The sequence below is a fragment of the Streptococcus sp. 263_SSPC genome (assembly GCF_001071995.1).
GTDB lineage: Bacteria > Bacillota > Bacilli > Lactobacillales > Aerococcaceae > Granulicatella.
The window spans coordinates 11,943-31,672 of sequence record NZ_JVNU01000041.1 but is presented as its reverse complement, the minus strand read 5'-3'; the positions used below and the strand labels follow the sequence as shown (position 1 = coordinate 31,672).

The window sequence follows — 19,730 nt, the reverse complement described above, 5'->3', positions numbered from 1 at the left end:
ATCGACATGTACTTACCGTACATTCAATTAATAAAAGAAATGTTTCCTAACGCAAAAATTATCATTGATCCTTTTCACATCGTACAAGCCTTAAATAGAGAATTAAATCGAACTCGGGTACGTGTCATGAATACGCATCGTTATAAAGACCCTAAATTATATCGAAAGTTAAAACATTATTGGAAGTTAATTTTAAAGAATCCTAATGAACTTCAGAACTATAAATATAATCGTTATAAACTTTTTGAAAGCTTCATAACAAGCAAAGGAATCGTAGATTATATCTTAGAAAATAATCCATCTCTTAAAAATGATTATGAGGTTGTACATTCACTTCGTGAATGTATTCAGGACAGAGATTATATAGAATTCAAGGAAACGATTGAAGCAGCTACGCAATTATACCTATCTCCTGGTTTAAAAAGAGTATTAAAGACATTAATTACTTACTTGCCATATATTCAAAATACTTGTGAGTATCCAACTAGAACAAATGGCCCCATTGAAGGAATAAACAATAAAATAAAAGTACTCAAAAGGAATGCTTATGGCTTTAGAAACTATTACCATTTTAGGAACAGGATTATTTTAATAACAAAAATGTTTGGCCCAAAACAAAAAGGAATTAAGCAACAATTAGTTGCTTAATCCCTTCCTAAAATTCTTCATCAACACTATTTGACAAAGAGCCTTTAATTTACTTCATTCATATAAATGGTTTCATAAAACGGAATTAATTCCTTCAATGCGTCCGCAAGTTCTTCTTCAATTCCGTCTTTGTTCCTTTCAAGAAGTACCGGTCTTCTTAAAATAACTTTACGGACCTCTCCTTCTTTTACAGCTCTTATTAGTTCATCTTTATTAGATACGTTTCCTTCGTATGCTGTTGCATTCTTTTGAAAATCAGATGCTACATATAGAACGTTACGATTAGGTTCAAACTCTAATACTTTATTTTGTAACCTCAGAGAGCGTTCGTTCATTTTACGTTCGATAAAACTCAATTCTACATATACGCCCAGTTTATTTTCATTATAAAACAACCGTAATGCAAAGGATGGATTTCCTTCATCTTGCCCCTTTTCAACAAAGTATCTCCAAAAAGCGGGTCTTGCCACTTGAGCTTGATTCATCCATTGACTAACTCGGTCCATGCGAAATGACTTAAAGTTCTTCTGAAACACTTCTGTTAACTTCGTGAATTCCTGTCTTGCATCTTGGCCAGCTTTCTTCAACTGTTCCATTTCTACTGCAATTTCTGGAAACTTTACGGGATTTTTATATTTAACTTTGTCATAAAGAAAGAAATAACCCATCTTTTCAATTGAAATCATAAATTTTCCTCCTGAATATGACTTTTCAAGCGGTCGATCATATAGACTCCCACATCAATAATTGGAATCCTTGAGAGTTGCTCTAATTCTTTCTTTACATATGGAAAATGTGTACATCCTAGTACGACAGCTTCAATCTCTGTACTTTCAAAATAATGGAACAAACTATGGAAGTCGAATTGCTTAATGATTTCCTCTTGTGGTTTTCCAGTCTCAATCGCTTTAACCAATTCTAGCATCGTCACGTCAAACACTTTCAAATTTGGATTTGCAATGTATAAGTTATTTTCTACTCCTGTTAGTCCATGAGAATTCGCGGCCATAACTGCTAAATAATCATGTTCGACGCCTAGTGTGCGATACATTTGCATCGGAGTAATCATAGGAAGTCTATATTCTTCTTGCAAGGAATCGAAATTCACAACTGAGCTTAGTGAGTTACAATACACAAATACAGCGTCAATCTCGTTTTTCAGCCCGTCAATCACACTTCTAATATATTGTTCTCTTTCTTCATCTTCTAACGCTTGAAAAGTCGTTTGTTCGACCGGATTTTTATAAATCGGAACAGAAATCGTTTGATCGAATCCATTTTTATTTAATAAATCAACGCCTAACTTCGTGTCCATAGGTGTTCCTGCCATCACAGCAATCCGCATACACATTTCTCCTTTATAAAAAAACAAGGATGAACTCTTGGCTCATCCTTGATTCAATAAATCATTATTTAGTTGCACGACGTACGTATGTACCTTCTGCAGTGTTAACTTCTAAGTATTCTCCTGCTTCGATGAAGTCTGGAACGTTAACTACTAAACCTGTTTCCATTGTTGCTGGTTTACCAGAACCTGTAACTGTAGCACCTTTAATTGATGGTTGAGTTTCAGTAACTTGCAGTACAACTGTTGATGGTAATGAAACCCCAATTACTTCTGAACCGTAGAATTGGATTTTAACTTCCATGTTTTCTAGGATGTATTTTAATTCTTGTTCGATTGTTTCTTCAGGAATTTCGTATTGTTCGTATGTTTCTAAGTCCATGAATACTCCAACGCCATCTTGGCTGTATAAGTATTGAACATCTTTTGTATCGATGTGTGCACGTTCTACTTTTTCATCAGGACGCATTGTTGTATCAACTGTTGAACCGTTACGAACGTCACGGATCTTCATACGCATTACAGTGTTCCCTTTACCTGGTTTGTGGTGGCTGATTTCCAACACTTTAATTAATTTTCCATCAAGAATGAATGTCATTCCAGCTTTTAAATCACTTACGTTAATCATTTTCTGACTCCTTTTGTTAAATTTTACTTTCTATTTATACCATATTTTAATTGAAAATGCACTATTTTCAGCATGTTTTTCAAAATTATAAGATTCCAACGCGATTAAAAATTAAATCTACATTCTTAATATGATAGTGATAATCAAACGCATCATCTAAATCTTCTTTACTTAAAGTAGCTGTAATTTCTGGTTGTTCTTCTAAAACAGCGCGGAATGGAAGTTTTTCGTCCCATGCTTTTGCTGTACATGGTTGCAGTAAGTCATAAGCTTTTTCGCGACTCATTCCTTTGTCGATCAGTTTCAATAACACACGTTGGCTATAGATTAAGCCAAAAGTCGCATCCATATTGCGTAACATGTTTTCTGGGAACACCGTCAAGTTTTTAACGATATTACCGAAACGACGAAGCATATAGTTCAGTAAAATCGTGCTATCTGGAATAATGATGCGTTCAGCTGAAGAATGTGAAATATCACGTTCATGCCATAGGTTAACGTTCTCATACGCTGTCACCATATGCCCTCTGATGACACGAGCAAGTCCAGCCATGTTTTCAGACCCGATTGGATTTCGTTTATGTGGCATTGCTGAAGACCCTTTTTGGCCTTTTGCAAAGAACTCTTCTACTTCACGCGTTTCTGATTTTTGAAGTCCGCGGATTTCTGTCGCGAATTTCTCAATACTTGTCGCAATTAATGCAATTGTAGAAATATAATCCGCATGCAAGTCACGAGACAAGATCTGTGTCGAGATTTCTTGAGGACGAATTCCAAGTTTTGCGCACACATATGCTTCTACTTCTGGGGAAATATTCGCAAAGGTTCCAACAGCGCCACTGATTTTACCAGCTTCAACCCCTTGTGCGGCACGTTCGAAACGTTCGATATTGCGTTTCATTTCTGAATACCACAGGGCCAATTTTAAACCGAAAGTCGTTGGTTCTGCATGAACTCCATGAGTTCTTCCCATGCAGACTGTATCTTTGTAGGCTAATGCTTTATCTTTAATAATTTCTAGGAAGTCCGCTAAGTCCTTACGTAAAATGTCATTGGCCTGTTTCAACTGATAGCCATAAGCGGTATCCACAACGTCTGTACTTGTTAATCCGTAATGAACCCATTTCTTTTCTTCTCCAAGACTTTCAGAGACACATCTTGTAAACGCAACGACGTCATGTCTAGTTTCTTCTTCAATTTCCAAAATACGTTCAACTGTGAATTTTGCGTTTTTACGAATCTTTTCTACATCTTCCTTAGGGATTTCTCCTAATTCTGCCCAAGCTTCATCAGCTAAGATTTCGACTTCAAGCCAACAGTTATAACGATTTTCATCAGACCAAATTTTCGCCATCTCTGGACGAGTGTAACGTGTAATCATGATTTCCTCCTAATACAACTCCATCGTAATATGTGAAATGCCAACTATATCATACGGATCTGAAACTACTTCAAATCCAAGTGATTCATATAATTTTACTAAATGCGCTTGTGCATGGACTTCAATGACAGTATCCACAAACCACTCTTTGCATACTTCTTTAGCGCGTTCTAACAATGCACGACCTTTTCCTTTGCCTCGGTATCGATTGTCTATTAGGACTCTACCAAGAAGGACCTTCTCTTTTTCAGGAATAATGCGTAAATAAGAAATCACTTCATTAGCATCATTCATCTCAAATAAATGCCAAGATTTTTTATCCGTATCGTCAATTTCTTGATAATTCAAATCTTGGCCGACAATAAAGGTTTCGATTCTGGCTTTGTAAATCGCAACAATCTCTTCCTTCGTTAGTTCATCATAGTTCTTTAAATACCACATCGAGAATCAACCTCTCTTTGTTTTAAAATAATCTCTTGTATCTTGTTCGTCTTGTTTTAATTGAGCGATTAACGCATCGATACCGTCAAATTTCAATTCTGGTCTTAAATATTTTAACCATTTCACACGAACAGGAAGGTGATAAATATCCTTGTCGAAATCGAGTAAGTTCACTTCAATCGTTACTTTATGAACGTCATCAAAAGTTGGGTTAATTCCTATAGACGCCATACCAGGAATCCATTTACCTTCCACATACATTTCAACAACATATACTCCATTTTTAAGGAGGAAAGAATCGTTTGAAACTTCGATATTGGCAGTTGGGAATCCAAGCATTTTACTACCTCGTCCAAAGCCGTGAACAACAACCCCATCCATGATGTAGTCGTATCCTAACAAGTCGTTGGCTTGTTCGATATCACCTTGTAGCAATAAATCTCGAACTGCTGTCGAACTTATCTTTCCACTATCGTTCTTTTGCTCATCAATTGTAATAATCTCGAATCGATTCGAAGCGTACTTCGGTAATAATTCCATATTCGCGATGTCTCTCTTGCCGTACGTGTAATCAAACCCAGCTACAATGACTTTCGCGTTTAATCCGACAATATATTGATCGACAAATTCTTTCGGTGTAAGTGCCCCAAATTCTCTTGTGAAATCCACTAAATAGAATATATCTACACCAAGTTCTTCTAATAATTCCTTCTTACGTTCTAGCGGCGAGACATATTGAATGCTTGCAGGATCTACATTTTGAAAAATAACAGACGGATGCTGATTAAAAGACATGACTGCTACTTTAAGCCCGCGTTCCTGTCCAACTCTTTTGGCTGTAGTAATCACTTCTTTATGACCTAAGTGAATTCCATCAAAGAATCCTAAAGCGAGGACAATCGGTTCTGGAAATATACACTCTTTTTTGTAAGGGTGTGTTAACTCTATTGTTTGCATTCTTCTCTCCTTTCTAAAACATTTTAATAGGTTTTAATAAGCCTTTTTTACTTGGATGCGGACCATAAATCGAAATAAGTTCCTCTTCAAAATAACATGCTGTCGGTGCGAAAATCTGAGGAAATTCGGCTTGAGATAAAATTGCACCATTTTTAAATCGAATATATTCATCTTCAGTTAAGTCGATTCGAGGATAGTCTTCAAATACTAAATCAACTGGTTTTAAGGCTACTTGAGCTTTATCATTTACTACAAGCTCGTTTAGTTGTTCTAATGTAATGCAGTCATCTGAGTGGAAAGGGCCACTTTTCACACGGGTTAATTGTGACATATGCGCTTCAACACCTAACGCTTTTCCTAAATCAACAGATAAAGTTCTCACATAAGTCCCTTTGCTGCAACTCACTTCAAACATCCATGATTGGGTCTTCGTTTCCTCATTATAAACAGGTTCTGAAATACGTCTGAAATTATAAATCGTTGCTTTTCTGACAGGACGTTCTACCTCTTCAGCAGCTCTTGCATACTCATAGAGACGTTTCCCGTTCACTTTAACCGCAGAATACATCGGTGGAATCTGAGTAATCTCTCCAATAAAATTTTGCATCTTTTCATCAATCTCTTGAATAGAGAAAGGAATTTCAATTGGTGATGAAGAAACTATTTCCCCATGAGCATCTTCAGTTTCAGTTGAAAACCCTAATGTGATTTCTCCTTGATACACTTTATTAGATTCATGAAGGTATTCAACAACTTTAGTCGCTTTTCCGATACAGATTGGCAATACGCCTTCCACCTCAGGATCAAGCGTACCAGAATGACCAACTTTTTTTGTTTTTAATAACTTTCTAACCTTATAGACACAGTCGAACGACGTCATGCCTTTCTCTTTCCATAACGGAAGGATTCCGTCCATCCCATTCATCCTTTCACGCTTTACATTTGCTTATTTATTGTATCATAATTCGCACTTTTCCACATAGATTATGAATATAGCTTTTTAGGCGAAAAATATGGTATTATAGGTGAGTAAACTTATTTGATAGGAGTGACTTTAATGTCAAGAGTATATATTGTAACGGACTCAACAGCAGATTTAACTGAAGAAGAAGTAAAACAATTTGAAATCTCTATCGTTCCAATGAATATCTCAATCGATGATGAAAATTATATCGATGGGGTTACTATTACTAAAGATGAATTTAAACAAAAAATGATTGCAAGTGCTGAACTTCCAAAAACAGCACAACCTTCTATCGGTCGTTTCGTAGAAGTATACGACGAACTTGGCAAAAACGGGGATTCTGTTATCTCGATTCAGATGATGCGTTCGATTAGTGGTACTGTTGATGCCGCTCGCCAAGCAGCTGACATCACAGAAACAAATGTCACTGTTGTCGATTCAGACTTTACTTCTAGATCTATGGGAATGATTGTTAAAGAGGCAGCTAAGGCAGCACAAGAAGGTAAAACAGTAGAAGAAATTCTTGAAATTGTTGAAGATGCTAAGAAACGTACTACTCTATATTTAACTGTAGTAAACTTAGACAACTTAATTAAAGGTGGACGCATAAGCCAAGTAATGGGAATGTTCTCAAACTTACTCAATATCAAATTATTCCTACAAGTCATTAATGGCAAGATTGAAATTATCCAAAAAGGACGTGGCTTAAAATCACTTCAAAAGAAATATGACGAGATTTTCGAACAAATGAAAGCGACTCCGAATGGCATCCAAGAAATTGGGATTATGCATGCAGGACTAAGTGACTTTAACGAAGGAAATATCGCTCGTGTGCGTGATCTCTTCCCTGATGTGCCACTCACAATTGTAACAACTTCACCAATCATCATGAGCCACACAGGCGTTGATGCAATGGCGATTACTTACTTAGAAAATAAATAAAAATAAAGCAACTAATTCTGGCTTTCAGAATTAGTTGCTTTTTTGTTAGTTTAATAATTGTCCAATAAAGATACCCACATAAGTACCAATAATGTATCCTAGCGTCCCTACAAGCATCGTAGGAGCTACGAAACGATGCCATCCTTTAGAAATAGCCATCGCTGCAGCTGTTGTTGGTCCACCGATATTTGCATTTGAAGCAAGAATGGCTTCTTCCACTGTGAATCCGAAAATTTTTGCACCAGCAAATGTCACTGCCATGTTCACAAAAACCATGATAGCACAGAACACTAATAACAATGGAGACTTTTCAATGATTGCTCCGATTGAAGCTGGAATTCCGATAACCACGAAGAATAAGTATATCAAGAAAGTTCCAATTTCATTTGCTCCACTAATCTTCTTGAAGTATTTTGCAAAAATCGTTGAGCAAGCTACTGTTAAAGTAGTTAGAATTAAATATTTATTCGAAACTAGTTGAATAAAGCTGTTATCCCCTAGACCGGAAATAAATTCAGATAAAGTAAAGCTAATTGTTACGATAATAACAGAAATCGCAAAAACAAACGCTACATCTTGAACAGTGATAACTGTATCTTTGCCATAAGCTTTTTCTTCTTCCTCTTTGACACCTTCTGTATAAGCAAATTTAAAATGCTTTTTGAAGAATCCAATTGAAGGAATCATCAGTAAGATTAAGAAATAGAATACCATTAATAAGTTATCCGCAACTGTTGCAGCAGAAATCAATTCTTTTGGAATCTCAAAAGCGGATGAAACAGCAACAAAGTTTACTCCTCCACCGATATAACTTCCAACCATCATTCCAGCGATATGGTTTAGTACTGGAATAGCTTTAGATAAGGCTAAATACCCTAGTACTGCCCCAAGAACAGTCCCTACAGAACTGATTAGGAAGATAGCTAATAATCGTCCACTTTCTTTCCAAATTTGTTTTAAATCACATTGGAATAAAAGCATTGGGATGGCTAAAGGAACAACAACTCCCCAAACTTGATCATATACAGGCGATTCTGTAGGAATTACTCCTAAATTACTTAATGTCGCTGCCATTAACAGACCTATAATCGCTCCACTAATCTTTGCAGCCCATTTATATCGATTTTCTAAAAAGATACTGATAGTCGCAATCCCAACGATAATAGACCACAATACCCATGTATTATTTGCATCAATCATAAAACACCTCTTCTGGCTTTTTAAATACACACGAAAATTATCATATATGATAATTTTTTACTAAAAAGGCAAAAGAGTTGTTTCTGTTTGATGTCCTTTTGCCCTTAAAATTATTATCTTTGTTCGTCTTTTTCTTGAATTGATTTTAAAAGCTCATCGATATGATTACCGTAATCCACTGATTCATCACGTTTAAAAATCAATTCTGGAGTCTTGTATAATGAAAGACGTTTGCCTAATTCACGACGGATTAAGCCTTTTGATTTTTCTAAACCACGTTCAGTCGCTTGACGTTCACTAGCTAATTTTTGAAGTGTTGTATAGTAAATAGTAGCAATCTGTAAATCGCCAGTCACTTCTACTTCAGTAATTGTAATTTCTTGTACACGTGGGTCACGCACTTTTTTAGATAGGATATCATTTACTTCTCGTAAAATTTCTTGTGACACACGTCCAACTCTAAAGTTTGCCATTTTGTCTCCTTTCCAACGAAAGAGGCACTGCAATCAGTCCCTCTTTGTTCTAGTTAAATCATAAATTTCTTCTTAAATTTGGTCGATTCAAAGCGAATTTTCTCGCAAAAGCTAAACAGTCGGTCTCACACTATTTGGATAACGGCTTGAAAATTCTGAATCGACGTGCGTTTCCCGAAACATCCGCACGACTATTCTAGTCGCTTACGGTGTTCCGGTCCAACGGTTCGATTCAACCCGAATTTTCTAGCACTATTTTCTTTTAATCTCGACCATTTCGTATGCTTCGATGATATCGTCTACTTTAATATCGTTGTAGCCTTCAATCATGATACCGCACTCGAATCCAAGTTTAACTTCTTTAGCGTCGTCTTTGAATCGTTTCAAGCTTGCTAATTCACCTTCGTAAATAACAATGTTATCACGGATTAAACGAACTGAGCTTGAGCGTTTAACAACACCTTCTAATACGTATGAACCAGCAATTGTTCCAAGTTTAGATACAGTGTATGTTTCACGGACGATAGCTTGACCAGTGATTTTCTCTTCGAATTCTGGATCTAACATACCTTTCATCGCTGTTTCAATTTCATCGATTACGTTATAAATGATACGGTGTAAACGAATATCTACTTGATCAGATTCAGCTTGAATCTTCGCTTGCGGCGTAGGTCTTACGTTAAATCCAATGATAATCGCGTTACTTGCAGTAGCAAGAGTAATATCACTCTCATTGATTGCCCCTACAGCTGTATGGATAATCTTCACGCGCACGCCTTCTACTTCAATCTTTTGTAAGCTTGATGCTAATGCTTCTACAGAACCTTGTACGTCAGCCTTGATGATGACATTAACTTCTTTCAATTCTCCTTCTTTTAATGTAGAGAATAAGTTATCTAATGTAATACGGCTTGAAGCGTTACGTTGTTCGATTAAGGCACGTTTCGCACGTTCTTCACCAGCTGAACGCGCAGTCTTTTCGTCTTCGAATACTACGAAGCGGTCACCGGCTTGAGGTGAAGCGTTAAGACCAGTAATCTCAACTGGAGTCGCTGGTAAAGCAGTTTTCACACGACGTCCTTGGTCATTCACCATTACACGGACACGTCCAAATGTATTACCAACAACGATTGGGTCCCCAACTTTAAGAGTTCCTTCTTGAACTAATAATGTTGCGATAGGTCCTTTTGTTTTATCTAAACGAGCTTCGATTACAGTACCTAAAGCTAAACGGTTAGGGTTTGCTTTTAATTCTTGAACTTCAGCTACTAAAAGAATCATTTCTAATAATTCTTCAATGTTTTGGTTGAATTTCGCTGAAATCTCAACGAAGATAGTGTCCCCTCCCCATGCTTCTGGAACAAGTCCTAAATCTGAAAGTTCTTGCATGACACGTCCAGGGTTTGCTGCTGGTTTATCGATTTTGTTTACAGCAACAATAATTGGAACATCAGCCGCTTTCGCATGGTTAATCGCTTCGATTGTTTGTGGCATTACACCATCATCAGCTGCTACTACGATAACTGTAATATCAGTGATGTCCGCACCACGCGCACGCATTGTTGTGAAGGCCGCGTGACCTGGAGTATCTAAGAATGTAATTGGTTTGCCATCGATTTTGATTTGGTAAGCACCGATATGTTGAGTGATACCACCTGCTTCACCTGCTACAACTGAAGAGTTACGTAATTGGTCAAGCAATGTAGTTTTACCGTGGTCAACGTGTCCCATGATTGTTACAACCGGAGGACGTACTGCGCTTTCTTCGCTTTCAGCAGCTGCTTCTTCAAAGTATACATCTAAATCAGAAATATCTTTTTCGATTTTTTCTTCTGCATCCATACCGTAGTCTGCTGCTAATAATTCAATCGCATCTTTAGAAAGACCTTGGTTTAATGTCGCCATTACTCCTAATAGGAATAATTTTTTGATGATTTCTGCTGGTTCACGTTTGATTTTCTTCGCTAATTCAGCAACAGTCATACCATCTGTATACACTAATACTTCTGGTAATTCATGGAATTTACGTGCTGGAACAGCTGGTTTCGCTTTTTGTTCTTCACGACGGTTTCCTTTTTTTCCTTTTTGGTTACGGTTCTTCTTACCAAAACCATCATTGTTAAAATCGTTATAACGTTGTTGGTTTCTTCTGTCGTTATTGCGATTGTTTCTTGGTGATTCGAAACGATCGTTGTTATTGTTTTGTTTTTGATTGTTACGTGGACGTTCTACTTGTCCTTGTTGATTTGAACGAGCTTCAGTGCGTGCTGGTTCTTTCTTAAATGAAGAACGGTTACCATTCGCATTTTGTTGCTTTTGGTTTGGACGTTCTTGATTTCTCTTATCATTTTGTTCATGACGTCTTTGATTTTGAGAATGGTTACGTTCTTGATTTTGTTTGTGTTGTCCTTGTTTTGGACTTTGGTCTTCTCTCTTTGTAAATTCTTTCTTAGGAGCGTGACCTTTTTCTACTTCTTTTTTAGGTTCAGCTTTTTTCACTTCTTGTTTTGGAGCAGGTTTTGCTTCTTTCTTCTCAGCTTTTGGTGCTGGTTTAGCAGCAGGTTTAGAATTCCAAGCTCCTTTAATTTTTGAGATTTCAGCTTCTTCCATAGTAGACATATGGCTATTGTATGAAATACCTACTTCTTTTGCTTTTTCAATAATTTCTTTACTAGCCACGTTTAATTCTTTCGCTAATTCGTATACGCGAGTTTTCGACATAGTCTCACCTTCCTATTCGTTCATATCGTTAAATCCCTTCATCTTCAGTAGACTCTTTGTAAACCCTCGATCATCAACTAAAACGATAGAACGTCTTTTGCCAATCGCTAAAGACAATTCATCCGTTTCAAATTGCTGAACAAAAGGAATTTCATAATATTCACATTTGTTTTTGATTTTTTTTACCGTGTTTGCACTACAATCTTTGGTACAAATCACTAAATTTCCTTTTTGTCTTTGAATACTTTGGATGACTTGCTCTTCACCACTAACGAGTTTACGAGCAGCTGTTGCCATTCCAAGTAAATTCAAAGCTCTTTGTTTAACGAGCTCTTCCATCACTAAACAACTCTTTTCTTGCTTTTTGATGTTCTACATAAGTGAGAAGTTCTTCGTAAAATGCATCTGGAATTTCAATTTCTAATTGTTTTTCAAATAGACGGTTTTTCCAAGCTTTCTCTACTAATGTTGGTTCAAGAGTAATATAAGCGCCACGGCCGTTTACTTTACCAGTTGGGTCGATTTGTGCAACACCTTCAGCGTTACGAACAATACGTACCAACTCTTTCTTCGGCATCATTTCACCAGAAGCGATACAACGGCGCATCGGAATCTTTTTCTTTTTCATCGTGCACCTCCTGTATTTTATTCTTCTTCAGAAGAAGTTTCTTCAACAACTGGATTTGCTAAGTTTTCTAAATACTCTTCATAAGCAGTTTCAGATTTAATATCAATACGGTATCCTGTTAATTTCGCAGCTAGACGTGCGTTTTGACCACGTTTACCAATCGCAAGAGATAATTGGTGATCAGGTACAACAACGATACAACCATTACTATCATCATTAAATTCAACTTTAAGTACTTGAGCTGGGTTTAATGCGTTCTTGATGTACACTGCTGGATCTTCGTTCCATTCCACGATATCCATGTTTTCACCGTTTAACTCTTCAACAATGTTATGAACACGTTGTCCGCGAGGTCCTACGCATGTTCCAACTGGATCTAAGTTAGCGTCATTTGAACGAACAGCTACTTTAGCACGGTCACCTGCTTCACGAGCGATAGAAACGATTTCTACAACGCCGTCGTAAATTTCAGGAACTTCTTGTTCAAATAAACGTTTTAATAAATCTGGATGAGTACGGCTTACGAAAATTTGAGGTCCTTTAGTAGTGTTATCTACTTTAGAGACTAAAACTTTGATACGTTGATCAGGTAAGTACTCTTCTGTTGGGATTTGGTCTTGTTTTGCCATTCCTGCAACGATACGTCCAAGGTTTACGTATACGTAACGGAAATCTTGACGATCAACAACACCTGTCATGATTTCATTTTCATATTGGATGAATTCATTATAGATGTTTGTACGTTCAGCATCGCGAAGACGTTGCATAATCACTTGTTTCGCTGTTTGAGCAGCAATACGTCCGAAGTCTTTAGGTGTTACTTCAAAACGAATTTTATCGCCAACTTCATATGCTTTGTTTTTCGCATGTGCTTCTTCTAGGCTAACTTCAAGAGTTGAATCGAATACATATTCAACAACTTCTTTAACTGCATATACATGCATATTGCCTTTCTTTTGGTCAAACTCCACTTCAACGTTTTGAGCTTGTCCGTAGTTTTTCTTATATGCAGACACTAACGCTGCTTCTAAAGCTGTAATCACGACATCTTTAGAGATTCCTTTTTCTTCTTCGAGAACAGTTAATGCTCGTAGCATTTCTTTACTCATTTGTTTACTCCTTTACTCCTTAGAATTTGATTGCAAGACGTGCTTTTGCAATATTCTTACGATCAATTGTAAATTCTTTTGTTCTTGTTTTGATTTGTACGTTTAATGTTACCGTTTCTTCATCGACTGAAAGAAGAGTTCCTTCAAGGAATTTCTCGCCTTCAACGTTTTGATAAAACGATAAGTGTACATATGAACCAATCGCTGCTTTTAATTCTTCCTCGTTTCTTAGCGGGCGCTCTGCACCTGGTGAAGAAACTTCTAAGAAGTAAGCTTGTGGAATTGGATCTGGGGCTTGTGCATCAAGAATTTCACTAAATTTTTCACTCATAAACGCGCAGTCGTCTAAATCGATACCACCTGGTTTATCTAAGTAAAAACGTAGAAACCAATTCTTTCCTTCTTTTACAAATTCTAAGTCGAATAACTCAAAGCCTTCTTTTTCAATTACTTCTTTAGTAAGCTCTGTTACCGTCTCAGTTACTTTACTCATAGCCTCAACCTCCTTGTTACTTGAGTCCATGTCGATAAAAAGAGTGAGCGTTTCCGCTCACTCTCCTCTCAACTACTATTCTACTTTGTTAGTATACCATATACTTTGTTAAAATACCAACTATTGTGATATTAGAACAAATCATCGAATAACGATAATTGGTTTTCATCTGGTAAGTGGTCTAAGACTTTGTTTTCTGTCATATAGTCAATAAGCGTCTTCGATACTTTACCACGTGTCGCCAAATCTTTCTTCGATAGGAATGGTTGTTCTTGTCTTGCTTCAACGATTTTGTTTGCAACGTTCAGCCCTAATCCTTGAATCGCTCTAAATGGAGCAATTAGTGAATCACCTTCGATGACAAAGTTGCTTGCTTCAGATTTATCAACGTCGACCATCTTGAAGTGGAAACCACGTTCCACCATCTCGTTGGCTAATTCTAGAACGGTTAGCAAGTTTTGTTCTTTCGTACTTGCTTCCATACCCTTTTCGCGAATTTCTTTAATACGTTTCTTAATCATCTCTTTTCCTTGTGACATGGCAACGATATCGAAATCTTGCGCACGCACTGAGAAATAAGCACAGTAGTATAACAATGGTTTATGCACCTTGAACCAAGCAACACGCAACGCCATTAAAACGTACGCTGCCGCATGGGCTTTCGGGAACATATATTTAATCTTCAAGCAAGATTGAATGTACCATTCTGGTACATTGTTTTCTCTCATAATCGCTTGGAAGTCGTCAGGAATTCCTTTCCCTTTACGAACTCCTTCCATGATTTTGAAGGCAATCCCTTCTTCAACGCCTTTATGGATTAAATACACCATGATGTCGTCACGACAACCGATAACGTCGGCAAGTGGAATATTGTGAAGACGAATTAATTCTTCAGCGTTTCCAAGGTATACGTCGGTCCCGTGTGACAAACCAGAAATTTGAAGTAATTCAGTGAATGTTGAAGGTTTCGTTTGTTCTAACATTCCTCGAACGAATTTCGTACCAAATTCCGGAATCCCAAGTGTCCCTGTATTGGAATCAATTTGCTCAGGAGTGACTCCTAACACTTCAGTCCCACCAAAGATTTTCATCACTTCTGGATCATCAGGTGGAATCGATTTTGGATCCATTCCTGATAAATCTTGTAACATACGAATTACGGTCGGATCATCGTGTCCAAGAATATCGAGTTTTAATACATTATCGTGAATTGAGTGGAAGTCGAAGTGTGTTGTTCTCCACTCTGCACTCAAATCATCTGCTGGATATTGAATTGGAGTAAAGTCATACACATCCATATAGTCTGGAATTACAATAATCCCACCCGGGTGCTGACCAGTACTACGTTTAACCCCTGTACATCCACTAGCTAGACGTTCAATTTCTGCTTGACGAAGTTCGAGTCCTAAGTCACGTTCATATCCTTTTACATAACCAAAAGCCGTTTTCTCAGCAACCGTACTGATGGTTCCTGCACGATATACATAATCTTCCCCAAACAGTACTTTCGTATAGTTATGGGCTTGTGGTTGATATTCCCCACTAAAGTTCAAATCGATATCGGGAACTTTATCTCCGTAGAATCCTAGGAAAGTTTCAAACGGAATGTCGTGTCCGTCTTTAATCATCCTCGTATTACATCTTGGACAGTTTTTTTCAGGTAAATCAAAACCTGAACCAACAGAACCATCATCAAAGAATTCTGATAATTGACATTGAGGACAACGATAGTGTGGCGCTAATGGGTTCACTTCGGTAATTCCAGTTAAAGTAGCTACTAAGGATGATCCTACCGATCCACGAGATCCGACTAAATACCCGTCCTGATTACTCTTTAATACAAGTTTTTGAGCAATTAAATAAATTACCGAAAAACCATTTCCAATAATACTCTTTAGCTCTTTTTTAATACGATCTTCAACAATTTTAGGTAGAGGGTTTCCATACCATTCATGTGCTTTATCGTAACTTAATTTAGTTATCTCGTCAGAGGCGCCTTCGATTTTAGGAGTAAATAACTCATCTTTCACTGGAGTAATTTCTTCTAATTGGTCGCTCACCCAATTTGAGTTTGTCACAACCACTTCATAAGCTTTTTCTTCTCCTAGGAAAGCAAATTCTTTCAACATCTCATCAGTTGTTCTTAAATGTGCATCAGGATACTCTTGTGGAACCCCATTGTTTAAAGAAGTTAATAAGATTTCACGATAAATCTTATCTTCTGGATTTAAATAATGGACATTACCAGTCGCTACAACTGGTTTCCCTAACTCTTCTCCCAGACGGACTAAGTTTTGAATAATCTCTTCTAAATGATGCTCGTTACGAATCAATTCTTTTTTGATTAAAGGTCGATAGATGGCTTTCGGCATAATTTCAATATAGTCATAGAATTTAGCCTTTTCTTTTGCCTCGTTATACCCTTTTTGCATCATCGCTTCGAATACTTCCCCTTCAGCACATCCTGAACCTAATAGGAACGAATCACGACGGCTTGAAAGCATACTTCTTAAAATACGAGGGACGCGGTAGTAATACTCAATATTAGATTGAGATACAACCTTGAACAACTCTTTTAATCCAGCTTGGTCTTTTGCAAAAATCGTCGCATGGAATGGACGTCCGTTCTTGAAGACTTCCTCTGGATGAATATTGGTATTTAATTCATCATGATATAAAAGATTATGCTCTGTTGCCGCTTCTTTTAAGAAAATATGACATAAATAACCCGTTGTCTCAGAGTCATACACAGCACGGTGGTGTTGTTCAAGTGCTACATTATATCTTTTTGCCAATGTGTTTAAACGATGGGACTTCAATTGTGGATGAAGCATACGAGACAATTCCAAAGTATCAATAACTGGTTGATTTGTTTTTGGAATTCCCACATTTTCGTATCCTGTGTTTAAGAAGCCCATATCAAAACTTGCATTATGCGCTACAAGAATACAGTCTTTAGAAAACTCGTGGAACTCTTTTAAGACTTGTTCTACTGATTTTGAACCTTTTACCATCTCATCAGTAATCCCTGTTAATTGAATGGTTGTTGCTGATAATGGATGACCAGGATCGATAAACTCTTCAAATTGGTCAACTACAACACCGTTTTTCATCTTAACAGCGGCTAGCTCGATGATGCTGTCATAAATCGCAGAAAGACCTGTTGTTTCCACGTCGAATACAACATAAGTAGCATCTTCTAATAAAATATGTTGTGGATTATAGGCAACGTTCACGTGATCATCTACGATATTTCCTTCTAATCCGTATAGAATCTTAATACCGTTTTTCTTACCAGCTCCATGTGCTTCTGGATAAGCTTGTAAGTTTGCATGGTCAGTAATGGCAATCGCCTTATGTCCCCAATTAGCCGCTTGACTAATCAAGTCGCTTGGAGAATTTGTCGCATCCATCACAGACATATTCGTGTGCATATGCAACTCAACGCGTTTTTCGCCCTCTGCCTTATCTTTTCTACCTTCACGATTAACAGCGTTCATATCACGGATAATCATTCCCAATTCTTGAGAGAACTTATTCACTTCAATCGTACCGAACGCTCTAACCCATGTTCCCTTTTTCAACCCTTCAAGCGCTTGTTCATCTTCAGGAGTTGATGGGAATAAAGTCGCACTGATGGAAGAAGTATAGTCCGTTAATTTAATATTTCCGAACAACTTTCCTTTGGCTTTTCCGCGTCGAAGTTCGATATCAAAAATCTTCCCTTCGATTACAACATTGCGCTCTTCTTCGAAAATATCAGCAATAGCACGAACTTCACTATTTGATTTAATCGGTTTACCGTAAATAACACCTTCTGGTTTAGAAGAAGCTGGAGCGCCTGATTTTCTCTGAGGAGCTTGGGAAGCAGCAAGTTGTGCCGCTTTTTGAGCTTCGTTAAATTCTTGTTCGATTTGTTGTTCTTTTTGAACAAACTCTTCTGCCATGCGGTCTTGCAACTCATCATCCACATGAATTTGGACACCAAGCTTAGGGAAGCCGGCTTCCATATAAGCTTGTTGGATTCTTGGAACGCAATTATTCGTTAAGTGCGTCTTTGTTAATTCATTTGGACAATGAAGTTTTAGTTGATTTTTCTCATACTTTGGAGTTTGATCCGCTAAAATTTGATGAGAAACTGCGGATTCATCCTTTAATGTTTCTAGCACATATTCCCAATAAGACTGAACGAGTTCCTCTGTCACTTCAGCTCCATCATCTGTTGTAATCACCGCTTTACCGCCAAATTGACGGTAAGTATCATTCAACGCATCACTGAATAGTTTGAATTTCTCATACATAAAGATTACTGGATTATGAATATGGAACGTCCACGTTTTATCCAATTTCGAAATATCGATTCGAACTAATTTCGCCTCATCAAATTCTGGAGAAAAAATACTAGTGTCAGCAAGATTAAATTGCTCGATCACTTTTTTCATTAAATCCTTTTGTGATTGACTCATGGTTTCCTCCTTTTTTATTACATAAGAAGAGTGCTCCACCATCGTAGAGACACTCTCTTGTCTAATTAAATAATTTCATAATATCGTTCCATGTTACAAGAAGCATTAACGCAAATAGGAAAATAGCTCCTGCAATTGTTAAATAGCCTTCTTTTTCTGGATCGAGTGGTTTCTTACGAATCCCTTCAATGACATTCAGAACGAGTTTCCCACCATCTAGCGCTGGAATTGGTAACAAGTTCATAACACCAAGGTTGGCACTAATCATTCCCATGAAAGCAAGTAAATCAATGAATCCATTTTTAGCCACTTGCGATGTCATCGAGTAAATCGCAACCGGTCCACCTAGTTGATTTAAATTAAACCCACGTGTAAACAGCGAGCCTAGTGCTGAGAGCACTAATACGACCACTGAAACAGTTTGCGTAAATCCATAAGCAAGAATGGAAAGAATATCATTTTTAAGAATTCTTGTCACACCAAATTGACCTACTTTTGAACCATCCGATGCTTCGACAGCTTTAGGAGTGACTTGGACTTCCTGAGTTTTCCCGTCACGTTCAATTGAAACCGCGAGAGTCTTATCCGCGCTTGAACGAACAACTTTTGTCATTTCATCCCATGAATGAATCTCAACGCCGTCGATTGAAAGAACTTTATCTCCTTCTTTTAGACCAGCCACTTGTGCAGCCGAATCTTCTGTTACTTGTCCGATAATCGCATCATTAGATGGAACTCCACCTTGCATAAATCCAACAATAATGAATACTAAAATCGATAAAATAAAGTTATTCATCGGTCCAGCAGCGTTCGTTTTAATTCGATTCCATAAAGTTGCTGAATTAAATTGACGTTCCACAGGAGCAACGACTACTTCTGTTCCATCAGATTCAACAATTGTTGCAGTCTTAGAAACTGTTAATGTTACTTTCTCTTCAGAATTAATGAAGTATCCAGTTAATGTCATATCCTTATGTAAGTCTGCATCTTCGATTTGGAAAGGTACAGAATTCTCGATAATTAATTTTTCGTCAAAATTTAATTTTTGAACAACATTATCATTATCTAGGACGATGGTAATCATCATCCCTGGTTTGATTTCTTGTTCATCTTCATCATGACCCGCCATACGAACATATCCACCAATTGGTAATAAGCGAAGTGTATATACTGTTTCGCCTTTACGAACTTGGAAGATTTTTGGTCCCATTCCAATTGCAAATTCACGAACTAAAATACCCGCTTTTTTTGCAAAATAATAATGACCAAACTCATGAATAATCACGATGATACTAAATACGAATAAAAATGCAATTAATCCTTGCAATTATTTC

General features: G+C 37.3%; 18 protein-coding genes. 2 read left to right on the top strand and 16 right to left on the bottom strand.

Translation table 11 applies throughout. The features are described 5' to 3' along the window. A partial coding sequence (locus ADH02_RS06535) for an ISL3 family transposase (RefSeq protein WP_048783262.1) occupies nt 1-648 on the top strand: 648 nt, incomplete at its 5' end. A 44-nt stretch (nt 649-692) separates the two neighbouring features. Here ADH02_RS06535 and ADH02_RS06530 read toward each other — a convergent pair. From ADH02_RS06530 to truB, 7 genes are all read right to left on the bottom strand, one after another. Next, a complete protein-coding gene (locus tag ADH02_RS06530; RefSeq protein ID WP_048783560.1) occupies nt 693-1,334 on the bottom strand; it encodes a hypothetical protein in 642 nt (213 codons plus the stop codon). After that, nucleotides 1,331-1,993, bottom strand: a complete 663-nt coding sequence (locus tag ADH02_RS06525) for a glutamate racemase (RefSeq protein ID WP_048783559.1) — start codon at nt 1,991-1,993, stop codon at nt 1,331-1,333. Before ADH02_RS06525 ends, ADH02_RS06530 begins: the two co-directional genes overlap by 4 nt. Before the next feature lie 64 nt (nt 1,994-2,057). Further along, nucleotides 2,058-2,621, bottom strand: coding sequence for an elongation factor P (gene efp, locus ADH02_RS06520; protein WP_005605540.1), 564 nt, complete (start codon nt 2,619-2,621; stop codon nt 2,058-2,060). Nucleotides 2,622-2,706: 85 nt separating this feature from the next. Continuing rightward, nucleotides 2,707-4,002: an adenylosuccinate lyase gene (purB, locus tag ADH02_RS06515; RefSeq protein WP_048783557.1), complete on the bottom strand. Its 1,296-nt coding sequence runs from the start codon at nt 4,000-4,002 to the stop codon at nt 2,707-2,709. Nucleotides 4,003-4,011: 9 nt separating this feature from the next. Next, a complete protein-coding gene (locus ADH02_RS06510; RefSeq protein WP_048711163.1) occupies nt 4,012-4,443 on the bottom strand; it encodes a GNAT family N-acetyltransferase in 432 nt (143 codons plus the stop codon). Between the two features lie 6 nt (nt 4,444-4,449). Then, nucleotides 4,450-5,400 (bottom strand): riboflavin biosynthesis protein RibF, encoded by a 951-nt coding sequence (gene ribF, locus ADH02_RS06505; protein ID WP_048711162.1) that lies wholly within the window; start codon nt 5,398-5,400, stop codon nt 4,450-4,452. 13 nt (nt 5,401-5,413) lie between these two features. Further along, on the bottom strand, nt 5,414-6,316 hold the full coding sequence (gene truB, locus ADH02_RS06500) for a tRNA pseudouridine(55) synthase TruB (RefSeq protein WP_048783555.1): 903 nt from the start codon (nt 6,314-6,316) through the stop codon (nt 5,414-5,416). A 141-nt stretch (nt 6,317-6,457) separates the two neighbouring features. Between truB and ADH02_RS06495 the strand changes: the two genes are divergently transcribed. Further along, nucleotides 6,458-7,306 carry a DegV family protein gene (locus tag ADH02_RS06495; RefSeq protein WP_048783552.1) on the top strand — a complete coding sequence of 283 codons (849 nt, stop codon included), beginning with the start codon at nt 6,458-6,460 and terminating at the stop codon, nt 7,304-7,306. Nucleotides 7,307-7,351: 45 nt separating this feature from the next. Here ADH02_RS06495 and ADH02_RS06490 read toward each other — a convergent pair whose 3' ends face one another. The 9 genes from ADH02_RS06490 to rseP all read right to left on the bottom strand — a co-directional run bounded on the left by ADH02_RS06490 (nt 7,352) and on the right by rseP (nt 19,723). Then, entirely contained in the window at nt 7,352-8,506 is a 1,155-nt protein-coding gene (locus ADH02_RS06490) for a DUF819 domain-containing protein (RefSeq protein ID WP_048783551.1), read from the bottom strand. A gap of 113 nt (nt 8,507-8,619) precedes the next feature. Then, nucleotides 8,620-8,979: a 30S ribosome-binding factor RbfA gene (gene rbfA, locus ADH02_RS06485; RefSeq protein WP_048783549.1), complete on the bottom strand. Its 360-nt coding sequence runs from the start codon at nt 8,977-8,979 to the stop codon at nt 8,620-8,622. 252 nt (nt 8,980-9,231) lie between these two features. Continuing rightward, complete coding sequence (gene infB / locus ADH02_RS06480) at nt 9,232-11,700, bottom strand: translation initiation factor IF-2 (protein WP_048783547.1); 2,469 nt, start codon at nt 11,698-11,700, stop codon at nt 9,232-9,234. A gap of 12 nt (nt 11,701-11,712) precedes the next feature. Further along, nucleotides 11,713-12,039 carry a L7Ae/L30e/S12e/Gadd45 family ribosomal protein gene (locus tag ADH02_RS06475; protein WP_048783546.1) on the bottom strand — a complete coding sequence of 109 codons (327 nt, stop codon included), beginning with the start codon at nt 12,037-12,039 and terminating at the stop codon, nt 11,713-11,715. Next, nucleotides 12,023-12,328: an RNase P modulator RnpM gene (gene rnpM, locus ADH02_RS06470; protein WP_048783544.1), complete on the bottom strand. Its 306-nt coding sequence runs from the start codon at nt 12,326-12,328 to the stop codon at nt 12,023-12,025. Before rnpM ends, ADH02_RS06475 begins: the two co-directional genes overlap by 17 nt. A 17-nt stretch (nt 12,329-12,345) precedes the next feature. Continuing rightward, nucleotides 12,346-13,437 carry a transcription termination factor NusA gene (gene nusA, locus ADH02_RS06465; RefSeq protein WP_048783542.1) on the bottom strand — a complete coding sequence of 364 codons (1,092 nt, stop codon included), beginning with the start codon at nt 13,435-13,437 and terminating at the stop codon, nt 12,346-12,348. Nucleotides 13,438-13,456: 19 nt separating this feature from the next. Continuing rightward, nucleotides 13,457-13,930 (bottom strand): ribosome maturation factor RimP, encoded by a 474-nt coding sequence (gene rimP, locus ADH02_RS06460; RefSeq protein WP_048783540.1) that lies wholly within the window; start codon nt 13,928-13,930, stop codon nt 13,457-13,459. A 131-nt stretch (nt 13,931-14,061) separates the two neighbouring features. After that, the gene (locus ADH02_RS06455) at nt 14,062-18,396 is read right to left on the bottom strand and encodes a PolC-type DNA polymerase III (RefSeq protein WP_048783538.1); all 4,335 of its coding nucleotides are present in this window, start codon (nt 18,394-18,396) and stop codon (nt 14,062-14,064) included. A gap of 61 nt (nt 18,397-18,457) precedes the next feature. Next, nucleotides 18,458-19,723 carry an RIP metalloprotease RseP gene (gene rseP / locus ADH02_RS06450; RefSeq protein ID WP_048783536.1) on the bottom strand — a complete coding sequence of 422 codons (1,266 nt, stop codon included), beginning with the start codon at nt 19,721-19,723 and terminating at the stop codon, nt 18,458-18,460. Between the last annotated feature and the right edge of the window lie 7 nt (nt 19,724-19,730).